Source organism: Pseudomonas sp. LBUM1664, from assembly GCF_059695895.1.
This window is the reverse complement of sequence record NZ_CP166791.1, coordinates 644,363-656,849: the sequence shown is the minus strand read 5'-3', so window position 1 is coordinate 656,849 and position 12,487 is coordinate 644,363. Positions and strand designations below refer to the sequence as shown.

Genomic DNA, 12,487 nt, shown 5'->3' with positions numbered 1-12,487 from the left:
GCGGCCATCGAAATAAACAAAAAAGCGCGAGAGAAAATGCTCAGCCTTAGGCTGCGGCAGCTTCTTTTTGCTCGCGAACTGCAGCCAGAGTACGAGCCAGCTTGCTGGTAGCGCCTTGAATCACGCTCATCAGCTGCGAAATGGCTTCGTTGCGGGTCGGCAGTGTTGCCAGTACATCGATCTGATTAGCTGCGAGGAACTTGCCCTCGAACGCAGCTGCCTTGATCTCGAACTTGTCCTGACCCTTGGCGAATTCCTTGAACAAACGGGCAGCAGCGCCTGGATGATCCTTGGAAAACGCGATCAGGGTCGGGCCAGTGAACACGTCGTTGAGAACACTGTATTCAGTGCCAGCAACAGCGCGCTTGAGCAGGGTGTTACGTACAACACGTACATAAACGCCAGCTTCACGAGCCTCTTTACGGAGTCCGGTCATTGCGCCTACTGTTACGCCACGGGCATCAGCCACGACAGCGGACAGAGCGACTTTGGCAGCCTCGTTGACTTCAGCGACGATGGCCTTCTTGTCTTCGAGATTAATTGCCACGGGTTTAACTCCTGCTTGTTACCGTTTCATTCGGTCGAAACCGAATGTCGTTTTGGTGTCTGATTCGGTAAGGAACCGGGAGCACCATCTGCGTAGGCTTGTGGTTTAAGACTTGCGTCGCCTACGGTCTTGGACAGCCCCCGCCAGGCAGGGACCCCAATTTTTCGATTGGCGCAATCGCTTGCGCCAACCTTATGTCTTACGCGTCGAGCGAGCCTTGGTCGATGACCAGACCTGGGCCCATGGTGGTGCTCAGGGTAACGCGCTTGACGTAGATACCTTTCGAAGAAGCTGGCTTGATACGCTTCAGATCAGCGATCAGGGCTTCAACGTTTTCCTTCAGCTTGACGGCGTCGAAGCCAACCTTGCCAACGGAGGTGTGAATGATGCCGTTTTTGTCGGTGCGATAACGAACCTGACCAGCCTTGGCGTTTTTAACCGCGGTGGCTACGTCTGGCGTTACGGTGCCGACTTTAGGGTTAGGCATCAGACCACGTGGACCGAGGATCTGACCCAACTGACCTACAACGCGCATGGCATCCGGGGATGCGATCACTACGTCATAGTTCAGGTCGCCGCCCTTCATTTCAGCAGCCAGATCGTCCATGCCTACGCGATCAGCGCCAGCAGCCAGAGCAGCTTCAGCTGCTGGGCCCTGGGTGAAAACGGCAACACGAACGGTCTTGCCAGTGCCGTGTGGCAGCACAGTAGCGCTACGAACGACCTGGTCGGATTTACGTGGGTCAACGCCCAAGTTTACAGCAACGTCGAACGACTCGCTGAACTTGACAGTCGACAGCTCAGCCAGCAGAGCGGCGGCGTCTACAAAGTTGTAGGCCTTGCCTGCTTCGATTTTGCCGGCGATAGCCTTTTGGCGCTTGGTCAGCTTAGCCATTACACACCCTCCACGTTAAGGCCCATGCTACGAGCAGAACCGGCGATAGTACGCACGGCTGCATCCATATCAGCTGCCGTCAGATCCGCGTTTTTGGTTTTCGCGATTTCTTCCAGCTGAGCACGGGTAACGGTGCCAACCTTAACGGTGTTTGGACGAGCGGAACCGCTGGTCAAACCTGCAGCCTTCTTCAGCAGAACCGAAGCAGGGGTGCTTTTTGTTTCGAAGGTGAAGCTACGGTCGCTGTAGACAGTGATGATCACTGGAGTCGGCAGACCTGGCTCAAGACCCTGAGTACGGGCGTTGAAGGCCTTGCAGAATTCCATGATGTTCACACCGTGCTGACCCAGAGCAGGACCAACGGGTGGGCTTGGGTTAGCCTGAGCGGCCTTCACTTGCAGCTTGATGTAAGCGGTAATTTTCTTGGCCATGAGGCACTCCAATTACGGGTTCGAACGCCTCGAAAGGCTCCCCGGTTACTTGCGCGTTTATCCCAGTGACGACAAAACCCCACAGCCTAGGGCTGCGGGGTTGGGATGCCTGCTCAATCAGACCTTTTCGACCTGACTGAACTCGAGCTCTACCGGAGTAGAGCGACCGAAAATGAGCACTGCCACTTGGATCCGGCTCTTTTCGTAGTTAACTTCTTCAACCGTGCCGGTAAAATCAGCAAACGGCCCGTCATTGACGCGTACCATCTCACCTGGCTCGAACAACGTCTTCGGCTTCGGCTTGTCGCTACCATCAGCAACGCGACGCAGAATCGCTTCTGCCTCTTTATCTGTAATCGGCGCAGGCTTATCAGCGGTACCGCCAATAAAGCCCATCACCCGAGGGGTATCCTTGACCAAGTGCCAAGTCCCTTCGTTCATATCCATTTGTACCAGCACGTAGCCCGGAAAGAACTTGCGTTCACTTTTGCGTTTCTGGCCATTACGCATCTCAACCACTTCTTCAGTGGGGACCAGAATCTCGCCAAAGCCGTCTTCCATGCCAGCCAGCTTGACGCGCTCTACCAGCGAGCGCATAACATGCTTCTCGTAACCCGAGTAAGCATGCACAACGTACCAACGCTTAGCCACGGGACACCCTTAGCCAACAATCAAGGAAACAAGCCAGCCGAGCAGGGAATCAAGCCCCCACAACAGCAACGCCATTACCAGAACAACAGCCACAACGATCAACGTGGTCTGCGTGGTTTCTTGGCGAGTCGGCCATACGACTTTACGAATCTCGGTGCGAGCTTCCTTAGCGAGTACAAAGAAAGACTTGCCCTTGGCTGTTTGCAGGCCTACAAAGGCAGCAACAGCAGCAATAACAAGCAATGCGAGTACACGGTACAGGATCGGCGAAGCAGAGTAGTACTGATTGCCAACAACGCCAACGACCACCAAAGCAACTACCACTAGCCACTTGAGCAGATCGAAGCGAGAGCCTTGAGCTTCAGCTTTAGGAGTCATCTATGAAGATCCTGTGAAAAGAAAGCCAGACACACCGAGTGAATCTGGCAGGTCAGGAGGGAATCGAACCCCCAACCTACGGTTTTGGAGACCGTCGCTCTGCCAATTGAGCTACTGACCTAAAACAAAATCAGGCCGACCATTATGCCGGCCTGAAAAAGACATTACAACTGTTTACTCGATGACTTTGGCTACGACGCCAGCGCCGACGGTACGACCGCCTTCACGGATAGCGAAACGCAGACCATCTTCCATCGCAATGGTCTTGATCAGGGTGACAGTCATCTGGATGTTGTCACCCGGCATTACCATTTCGACACCTTCCGGCAGCTCGCAGTTACCGGTCACGTCAGTGGTCCGGAAGTAGAACTGTGGACGGTAGCCTTTGAAGAACGGAGTGTGACGACCGCCTTCTTCCTTGCTCAGAACGTAAACCTCTGCGGTGAACTTGGTGTGCGGCTTGACGGTACCCGGCTTGACCAGAACCTGGCCACGCTCAACGTCGTCACGCTTGGTACCGCGCAGCAGTACGCCACAGTTCTCGCCAGCACGACCTTCATCAAGCAGCTTGCGGAACATTTCAACGCCAGTACAGGTAGTTTTCTGAGTATCGCGCAAACCAACGATCTCAACTTCTTCCTGGATACGGACGATGCCACGCTCAACACGACCAGTCACAACAGTACCGCGACCGGAGATCGAGAACACATCCTCGATTGGCATCAGGAACGGCTTGTCGATAGCACGCTCTGGCTGTGGGATGTAGCTGTCCAGAGTCTCCACAAGCTTCTTGACAGCAGTGGTGCCCATTTCGTTGTCGTCTTGGCCGTTCAGAGCCATCAGAGCCGAACCGATGATGATCGGAGTGTCGTCACCTGGGAAATCGTAAGCGCTCAGCAGATCGCGCACTTCCATCTCAACCAGTTCCAGCAGCTCAGCGTCGTCAACCATGTCAGCCTTGTTCAGGAAGACAACGATGTACGGAACACCAACCTGACGAGACAGCAGGATGTGCTCACGAGTTTGCGGCATCGGACCATCAGCGGCCGAGCAAACCAGGATAGCGCCGTCCATCTGGGCAGCACCGGTGATCATGTTCTTCACATAGTCAGCGTGACCTGGGCAGTCAACGTGCGCATAGTGACGCACGGCCGAATCGTATTCAACGTGAGCGGTGTTGATGGTGATACCACGAGCTTTCTCTTCCGGGGCGCTATCGATCTTGTCGAAGTCAACCTTGGCCGAACCGAAAACTTCGGAGCAGACACGGGTCAGAGCAGCTGTCAGCGTGGTTTTACCGTGGTCGACGTGACCAATGGTACCAACGTTGACGTGCGGCTTGTTACGTTCGAACTTTTCCTTAGCCATCGAAATCACCCCTAGGAGAAGAATTTAGCAAGTCACATAAGCCATTAAAACAAAGGCAGATATTTTCATATCTGCCTTGTTATATGGAGCTCTTGAGCGGATTTGAACCGCTGACCTCACCCTTACCAAGGGTGTGCTCTACCAACTGAGCTACAAGAGCAAAACTCTTTGCACAACCTGTAAACTTGGAGCGGGTAGCGGGAATCGAACCCGCATCATCAGCTTGGAAGGCTGAGGTTCTACCACTAAACTATACCCGCGAGAGCTTGCAGCCCACGCTAAAAATGGTGGAGGGGGAAGGATTCGAACCTTCGAAGTCGTAGACGTCAGATTTACAGTCTGATCCCTTTGGCCGCTCGGGAACCCCTCCTAAGCGAGCCGGCATTCTATATTATGCCAGCCTTCTGTCAAGCATTTTCTCATTAAAAACCTGAGGTTAGCTGCGTTGACTACGCTCCGCATCGTTAACCGTTAAAGGTCTTCACTGCGAAGCGGGCGCCATTCTATGCAAACTACCCAGCGGGTGCAACCCCCTCGCATGGCATTATTTTATGTTTTAACTCATTGAATTCTTTAGAAAGGTTTTGAAGCAGCGTTTCATTCACCTTCCCCGCACTGTCCGGCAAAACCTGAACCCAAAATCCTCCAGCCTCAGGCGAGCTCACCGCAGCAGCACGAGCCCCAACACCCAATACCGTCAGTCGCTGCTCCAGCTGCCTGGCCACTTCCGGACGAACAAAACCACCCAAATAGACACATGTCTTCTGCGCCTCACCGGACTTGCTGGAGTCGCGCCTGACAAGCGCGTCCGCCGTTTCACTCAAGAGATGAATATCCTGCTGCGAGCCGCGGTACAAACTCAGCGGAGTAACATCTTTTGCGCGAAGCGGGGCCTCCTGCTGATGCCAGACGTAGTAGAAGACATTCAAAACCAGCAACAACAGAAACAGCCACCGCATAGAAACCTCAAGACAAAGGACAGGCCATCGCCAAACCGACAAAAACCAGGTCAGGCACCACCCTGGCATCAGGGACAACCCCGGAAACCAGATTGGCATCCCCTCCCGTGAGGAACACCACGAAATCCTTTCCCCAATATTCCTGCGCCAACTCAAGCTGAGTCAGAACAAACCCTCTGAGCATCAGCATGCAACCACGCTCGACCGCTTCGACAGTCGCACGACCAGGAGCGAGACTCTCATGAGCTCGCTCAGCCGCCGTATCGTCATAACGAATTCGCCGAGTATGGGTACGCAATTGATTACGCATCAAAGGCATGCCAGGGCAAATAAACCCCCCGAGATGCTCACCGTCCGCTGCCACGAAATCCGCTGTAATGGCCGTGCCAAAATCGAGTACCAGACATGCCCCTGAAGCAAGATGGAACCCACCGAGCAGCGCTAGCCATCGATCGAGCCCCAACCGCTCGTAATCCTCATAACCGTTTCTCACGCCCGCCATTTCCCGAGTGGGCACAGCGCGGGCCACCGACAGTCTAAATACATCCACCAGCGAAGCGACTAACGAATCAGTCTCTTCCGGAGTCCTCACGCTCACAAGGCGGCACTTTTTGAGCTGAAATTTCTCGGCATCGCTCAAGCTCGCCAGCAGATCGCTGTCAGAACTGACCACTCCACCTTCGACCGGCGTCACGCCATCGGAGCGAAGGACACGCCACTTGATAAAGCTATTGCCGCAATCGAGCTCAAGAATCATCACGCAACCTCAAACTGAGCTCACCACCGCTAAAGACTTTTTCCACACCCTCTACCTTCAAACGCAGCGCGCCCTGGCGATCAATACCCATCACAACGCCGTCAATTTGATTAATACCGGCAATCAATGATACAGCTCGCCCCTGCCAGAGATGGTAGCGCTCCCATTCCGACTGGATCGCAGCAAACCCTGATGCATGGTGAAGCCTCAGATACTGCTGAAGCTTCGCTGCCAAACGCGCAACTAATTCATTCCGATCAAAATCCCTGCCCGCTTCAAGGCACATGGATGTCCATTGCTGGTCGACCTCATCGGTCGATCGCATATTCACATTAACCCCTACACCCAGGACCACGTGGCAAACATCCGCCGGATCCCCTACCAACTCGAGCAAAATACCTGCGATTTTTTTCTCACCAACCAGGACGTCGTTAGGCCACTTCAACCCCGCCTCCGCTATCCCCATATCACGCAAGGCGTGCATGACAGCCAGTCCGACGACGAGGCTGAGCCCTTCGATCTGTCGCATTCCACCATCAATGCGCAATACCAGGCTGTGGTAGAGATTGTCGGCAAACGGACTGACCCATTTACGGCCGCGACGACCACGACCGGCTATCTGCCGCTCAGCTAAAACCATGAATGGCGCTTCCATTCCGCGCTCTACAGAGCGCAGCGCCTCGGCGTTAGTGGAGTCAATGGAATCGAATATATGAATAGGCCATTCGCATAGCTCTTTTGCGCCGATCTCAGCCGCATCTAAAAGCAACAGCGGCTTAGCCAACTGATACCCCCTGCCTCGAACCTTATGGACAGACAACCCTAACTCTGCCTCCAGGTGCTGCAATTGCTTCCATACAGCGCTGCGGCTGATACCCAGCGCAGCACCCAGCGCCTGGCCCGAATGGAAGCGACCATCCTTCAGAAGTTTTAGCAACGTGAGCATGCGAACTGCGCCCTGAGAATGAGGCCCGCATGATAGCCATGCGCAAGGCAGTTGCATAGAAACACAAAATGCCTTTCCTGCGGGCAAAACAAAACCCCTACCTGCATCAGCAGATAGGGGTTTCGGAATTTAATCTTGACGATGACCTACTCTCACATGGGGAAACCCCACACTACCATCGGCGATGCATCGTTTCACTGCTGAGTTCGGGATGGGATCAGGTGGTTCCAATGCTCTATGGTCGTCAAGAAATTCGGTAGCCGGCGCGTGTCTAAACACGTTCCAGCGAATGGGTATGCGATAGTTTGTGTGTTTGTCTCGAACTTTCGGTTCATGTCGTCTTCACACACCGCAATCTGCTGCCCTGTGTTAAAGAGCCGATGCAAATTGCTTGGGTGTTATATGGTCAAGCCTCACGGGCAATTAGTACAGGTTAGCTCAACGCCTCACAGCGCTTACACACCCTGCCTATCAACGTCGTAGTCTTCGACGGCCCTTCAGGGGACTCAAGGTCCCAGTGAGATCTCATCTTGAGGCTAGTTTCCCGCTTAGATGCTTTCAGCGGTTATCTATTCCGAACATAGCTACCCGGCAATGCCACTGGCGTGACAACCGGAACACCAGAGGTTCGTCCACTCCGGTCCTCTCGTACTAGGAGCAGCCCCTCTCAAATCTCAAACGTCCACGGCAGATAGGGACCGAACTGTCTCACGACGTTCTAAACCCAGCTCGCGTACCACTTTAAATGGCGAACAGCCATACCCTTGGGACCGGCTTCAGCCCCAGGATGTGATGAGCCGACATCGAGGTGCCAAACACCGCCGTCGATATGAACTCTTGGGCGGTATCAGCCTGTTATCCCCGGAGTACCTTTTATCCGTTGAGCGATGGCCCTTCCATACAGAACCACCGGATCACTAAGACCTACTTTCGTACCTGCTCGACGTGTCTGTCTCGCAGTCAAGCGCGCTTTTGCCTTTATACTCTACGACCGATTTCCGACCGGTCTGAGCGCACCTTCGTACTCCTCCGTTACTCTTTAGGAGGAGACCGCCCCAGTCAAACTACCCACCATACACTGTCCTCGATCCGGATAACGGACCTGAGTTAGAACCTCAAAGTTGCCAGGGTGGTATTTCAAGGTTGGCTCCACGCGAACTGGCGTCCACGCTTCAAAGCCTCCCACCTATCCTACACAAGCAAATTCAAAGTCCAGTGCAAAGCTATAGTAAAGGTTCACGGGGTCTTTCCGTCTAGCCGCGGATACACTGCATCTTCACAGCGATTTCAATTTCACTGAGTCTCGGGTGGAGACAGCGCCGCCATCGTTACGCCATTCGTGCAGGTCGGAACTTACCCGACAAGGAATTTCGCTACCTTAGGACCGTTATAGTTACGGCCGCCGTTTACCGGGGCTTCGATCAAGAGCTTCGCGTTAGCTAACCCCATCAATTAACCTTCCGGCACCGGGCAGGCGTCACACCCTATACGTCCACTTTCGTGTTTGCAGAGTGCTGTGTTTTTAATAAACAGTCGCAGCGGCCTGGTATCTTCGACCGGCGTGGGCTTACGCAGTAAATGCTTCACCCTCACCGGCGCACCTTCTCCCGAAGTTACGGTGCCATTTTGCCTAGTTCCTTCACCCGAGTTCTCTCAAGCGCCTTGGTATTCTCTACCCAACCACCTGTGTCGGTTTGGGGTACGGTTCCTGGTTACCTGAAGCTTAGAAGCTTTTCTTGGAAGCATGGCATCAACCACTTCGTCACCCAAAGGGTAACTCGTCATCAGCTCTCGGCCTTAGAATCCCGGATTTACCTAAGATTCCAGCCTACCACCTTAAACTTGGACAACCAACGCCAAGCTGGCCTAGCCTTCTCCGTCCCTCCATCGCAATAACCAGAAGTACAGGAATATTAACCTGTTTTCCATCGACTACGCTTTTCAGCCTCGCCTTAGGGACCGACTAACCCTGCGTCGATTAACGTTGCGCAGGAAACCTTGGTCTTTCGGCGTGGGTGTTTTTCACACCCATTGTCGTTACTCATGTCAGCATTCGCACTTCTGATACCTCCAGCAAGCTTCTCAACTCACCTTCACAGGCTTACAGAACGCTCCTCTACCGCATCACTTGCGTGATACCCGTAGCTTCGGTGTATGGTTTGAGCCCCGTTACATCTTCCGCGCAGGCCGACTCGACTAGTGAGCTATTACGCTTTCTTTAAAGGGTGGCTGCTTCTAAGCCAACCTCCTAGCTGTCTAAGCCTTCCCACATCGTTTCCCACTTAACCATAACTTTGGGACCTTAGCTGACGGTCTGGGTTGTTTCCCTTTTCACGACGGACGTTAGCACCCGCCGTGTGTCTCCCATGCTCGGCACTTGTAGGTATTCGGAGTTTGCATCGGTTTGGTAAGTCGGGATGACCCCCTAGCCGAAACAGTGCTCTACCCCCTACAGTGATACATGAGGCGCTACCTAAATAGCTTTCGAGGAGAACCAGCTATCTCCGAGCTTGATTAGCCTTTCACTCCGATCCACAGGTCATCCGCTAACTTTTCAACGGTAGTCGGTTCGGTCCTCCAGTTAGTGTTACCCAACCTTCAACCTGCCCATGGATAGATCGCCCGGTTTCGGGTCTATTCCCAGCGACTAGACGCCCTATTAAGACTCGCTTTCGCTACGCCTCCCCTATTCGGTTAAGCTCGCCACTGAAAATAAGTCGCTGACCCATTATACAAAAGGTACGCAGTCACCCAACAAAGTGGGCTCCCACTGCTTGTACGCATACGGTTTCAGGATCTATTTCACTCCCCTCTCCGGGGTTCTTTTCGCCTTTCCCTCACGGTACTAGTTCACTATCGGTCAGTCAGTAGTATTTAGCCTTGGAGGATGGTCCCCCCATATTCAGACAAAGTTTCTCGTGCTCCGTCCTACTCGATTTCACTTCTAAGATCCTTTCGCGTACAGGGCTATCACCCACTATGGCCGCCCTTTCCAGAGCGTTCCGCTAAAATCAAAGAAGCTTAAGGGCTAGTCCCCGTTCGCTCGCCACTACTAAGGGAATCTCGGTTGATTTCTTTTCCTCAGGGTACTTAGATGTTTCAGTTCCCCTGGTTCGCCTCTTGCACCTATGTATTCAGTACAAGATAACCATCTTATGATGGCTGGGTTCCCCCATTCAGACATCTCCGGATCAAAGTCTGTTTGCCGACTCCCCGAAGCTTTTCGCAGGCTACCACGTCTTTCATCGCCTCTGACTGCCAAGGCATCCACCGTATGCGCTTCTTCACTTGACCATATAACCCCAAGCAATCTGGTTATACTGTGAAGACGACATTCGCCGAAAATTCGCGATTAAACTCACAAATTTTACCTTAGCCTGAGCCATCACCAGTGAAAGTGATGTTCAGTCTATCTTTCTATCACATACCCAAATTTTTAAAGAACGAACTAGTCAAAGACTAGAAATCAACATTCACCATCACCTTGATGGAATGCTCATTTCTAAGCTTTATACAATCGAAGCAGTAGTGGTGGAGCCAAGCGGGATCGAACCGCTGACCTCCTGCGTGCAAGGCAGGCGCTCTCCCAGCTGAGCTATGGCCCCATAACAAAATTGGTGGGTCTGGGCAGATTCGAACTGCCGACCTCACCCTTATCAGGGGTGCGCTCTAACCAACTGAGCTACAGACCCAATTTCGAGCTTGTAACTGTTAGCCATGAGCTATCAGCTTGGAGCTTAAAGCTGCTTCTATCGTCTTCTTCAATGAATCAAGCAATTCGTGTGGGAGCTCATGAAGCAGCTGCGGTCGTCGATTAAGGAGGTGATCCAGCCGCAGGTTCCCCTACGGCTACCTTGTTACGACTTCACCCCAGTCATGAATCACACCGTGGTAACCGTCCTCCCGAAGGTTAGACTAGCTACTTCTGGTGCAACCCACTCCCATGGTGTGACGGGCGGTGTGTACAAGGCCCGGGAACGTATTCACCGCGACATTCTGATTCGCGATTACTAGCGATTCCGACTTCACGCAGTCGAGTTGCAGACTGCGATCCGGACTACGATCGGTTTTGTGGGATTAGCTCCACCTCGCGGCTTGGCAACCCTCTGTACCGACCATTGTAGCACGTGTGTAGCCCAGGCCGTAAGGGCCATGATGACTTGACGTCATCCCCACCTTCCTCCGGTTTGTCACCGGCAGTCTCCTTAGAGTGCCCACCATTACGTGCTGGTAACTAAGGACAAGGGTTGCGCTCGTTACGGGACTTAACCCAACATCTCACGACACGAGCTGACGACAGCCATGCAGCACCTGTCTCAATGTTCCCGAAGGCACCAATCTATCTCTAGAAAGTTCATTGGATGTCAAGGCCTGGTAAGGTTCTTCGCGTTGCTTCGAATTAAACCACATGCTCCACCGCTTGTGCGGGCCCCCGTCAATTCATTTGAGTTTTAACCTTGCGGCCGTACTCCCCAGGCGGTCAACTTAATGCGTTAGCTGCGCCACTAAGAGCTCAAGGCTCCCAACGGCTAGTTGACATCGTTTACGGCGTGGACTACCAGGGTATCTAATCCTGTTTGCTCCCCACGCTTTCGCACCTCAGTGTCAGTATCAGTCCAGGTGGTCGCCTTCGCCACTGGTGTTCCTTCCTATATCTACGCATTTCACCGCTACACAGGAAATTCCACCACCCTCTACCATACTCTAGCTCGACAGTTTTGAATGCAGTTCCCAGGTTGAGCCCGGGGATTTCACATCCAACTTAACGAACCACCTACGCGCGCTTTACGCCCAGTAATTCCGATTAACGCTTGCACCCTCTGTATTACCGCGGCTGCTGGCACAGAGTTAGCCGGTGCTTATTCTGTCGGTAACGTCAAAACACCAACGTATTAGGTTAATGCCCTTCCTCCCAACTTAAAGTGCTTTACAATCCGAAGACCTTCTTCACACACGCGGCATGGCTGGATCAGGCTTTCGCCCATTGTCCAATATTCCCCACTGCTGCCTCCCGTAGGAGTCTGGACCGTGTCTCAGTTCCAGTGTGACTGATCATCCTCTCAGACCAGTTACGGATCGTCGCCTTGGTGAGCCATTACCTCACCAACTAGCTAATCCGACCTAGGCTCATCTGATAGCGCAAGGCCCGAAGGTCCCCTGCTTTCTCCCGTAGGACGTATGCGGTATTAGCGTCCGTTTCCGAGCGTTATCCCCCACTACCAGGCAGATTCCTAGGCATTACTCACCCGTCCGCCGCTCTCAAGAGGTGCAAGCACCTCTCTACCGCTCGACTTGCATGTGTTAGGCCTGCCGCCAGCGTTCAATCTGAGCCATGATCAAACTCTTCAGTTCAAACATCTTTGGGTTTTGAGAAAACCCTAAACTTGGCTCAGCAATCGTTGGTTACATCTTTGATTTCTCGCGGAGTAACTTGCGATGCTGATAATCTGTTGACTAGCAGTCTGACTCCACAAGCACCCACACGAATTGCTTGATTCAGTTGTTAAAGAGCGGTGGGTTGAGTCTTTCGTCTCAACCGAGGCGCGCATTCTACA

9 protein-coding genes, 6 tRNA genes and 3 rRNA genes are annotated in these 12,487 nt (G+C 53.2%); all 18 read right to left on the bottom strand.

The genetic code is table 11. The features are described 5' to 3' along the window. Nucleotides 1-46: 46 nt before the first annotated feature. Nucleotides 47-547 carry a 50S ribosomal protein L10 gene (rplJ, locus tag ACA047_RS03065; RefSeq protein ID WP_122566146.1) on the bottom strand — a complete coding sequence of 167 codons (501 nt, stop codon included), beginning with the start codon at nt 545-547 and terminating at the stop codon, nt 47-49. A 199-nt stretch (nt 548-746) separates the two neighbouring features. After that, nucleotides 747-1,442 (bottom strand): 50S ribosomal protein L1, encoded by a 696-nt coding sequence (gene rplA / locus ACA047_RS03060; RefSeq protein WP_019693883.1) that lies wholly within the window; start codon nt 1,440-1,442, stop codon nt 747-749. Continuing rightward, a complete protein-coding gene (rplK, locus tag ACA047_RS03055) occupies nt 1,442-1,873 on the bottom strand; it encodes a 50S ribosomal protein L11 (protein WP_003176435.1) in 432 nt (143 codons plus the stop codon). The genes rplA and rplK overlap by 1 nt, the downstream gene beginning before the upstream one ends. A gap of 117 nt (nt 1,874-1,990) precedes the next feature. Next, the gene (gene nusG / locus ACA047_RS03050) at nt 1,991-2,524 is read right to left on the bottom strand and encodes a transcription termination/antitermination protein NusG (RefSeq protein WP_497356603.1); all 534 of its coding nucleotides are present in this window, start codon (nt 2,522-2,524) and stop codon (nt 1,991-1,993) included. Nucleotides 2,525-2,533: 9 nt separating this feature from the next. Continuing rightward, nucleotides 2,534-2,902 (bottom strand): preprotein translocase subunit SecE, encoded by a 369-nt coding sequence (gene secE / locus ACA047_RS03045; protein ID WP_419708338.1) that lies wholly within the window; start codon nt 2,900-2,902, stop codon nt 2,534-2,536. A 45-nt stretch (nt 2,903-2,947) separates the two neighbouring features. Beyond that, nucleotides 2,948-3,023 (bottom strand) — tRNA-Trp (locus ACA047_RS03040). A gap of 53 nt (nt 3,024-3,076) precedes the next feature. Continuing rightward, entirely contained in the window at nt 3,077-4,270 is a 1,194-nt protein-coding gene (gene tuf / locus ACA047_RS03035; protein ID WP_497356600.1) for an elongation factor Tu, read from the bottom strand. Between the two features lie 84 nt (nt 4,271-4,354). Beyond that, nucleotides 4,355-4,430 (bottom strand) — tRNA-Thr (locus tag ACA047_RS03030). A 26-nt stretch (nt 4,431-4,456) separates the two neighbouring features. Continuing rightward, nucleotides 4,457-4,530 (bottom strand) — tRNA-Gly (locus ACA047_RS03025). A gap of 25 nt (nt 4,531-4,555) precedes the next feature. Continuing rightward, nucleotides 4,556-4,640 (bottom strand) — tRNA-Tyr (locus tag ACA047_RS03020). Between the two features lie 142 nt (nt 4,641-4,782). Then, on the bottom strand, nt 4,783-5,229 hold the full coding sequence (locus tag ACA047_RS03015; RefSeq protein WP_497356598.1) for a hypothetical protein: 447 nt from the start codon (nt 5,227-5,229) through the stop codon (nt 4,783-4,785). 7 nt (nt 5,230-5,236) lie between these two features. Beyond that, nucleotides 5,237-5,986: a pantothenate kinase gene (locus ACA047_RS03010; protein ID WP_497356596.1), complete on the bottom strand. Its 750-nt coding sequence runs from the start codon at nt 5,984-5,986 to the stop codon at nt 5,237-5,239. Continuing rightward, complete coding sequence (birA, locus tag ACA047_RS03005; RefSeq protein ID WP_497356594.1) at nt 5,976-6,932, bottom strand: bifunctional biotin--[acetyl-CoA-carboxylase] ligase/biotin operon repressor BirA; 957 nt, start codon at nt 6,930-6,932, stop codon at nt 5,976-5,978. Before birA ends, ACA047_RS03010 begins: the two co-directional genes overlap by 11 nt. A gap of 133 nt (nt 6,933-7,065) precedes the next feature. After that, nucleotides 7,066-7,181 (bottom strand): 5S ribosomal RNA (gene rrf, locus ACA047_RS03000). A gap of 153 nt (nt 7,182-7,334) precedes the next feature. After that, nucleotides 7,335-10,226 (bottom strand): 23S ribosomal RNA (locus ACA047_RS02995). Nucleotides 10,227-10,461: 235 nt separating this feature from the next. Further along, nucleotides 10,462-10,537: transfer RNA gene (locus tag ACA047_RS02990), tRNA-Ala, on the bottom strand. Nucleotides 10,538-10,547: 10 nt separating this feature from the next. Further along, nucleotides 10,548-10,624: transfer RNA gene (locus ACA047_RS02985), tRNA-Ile, on the bottom strand. 123 nt (nt 10,625-10,747) lie between these two features. Further along, a 16S ribosomal RNA gene (locus tag ACA047_RS02980) occupies nt 10,748-12,284 on the bottom strand. The 16S, 23S and 5S rRNA genes sit together here with 2 tRNA genes alongside, the layout of an rRNA operon. Between the last annotated feature and the right edge of the window lie 203 nt (nt 12,285-12,487).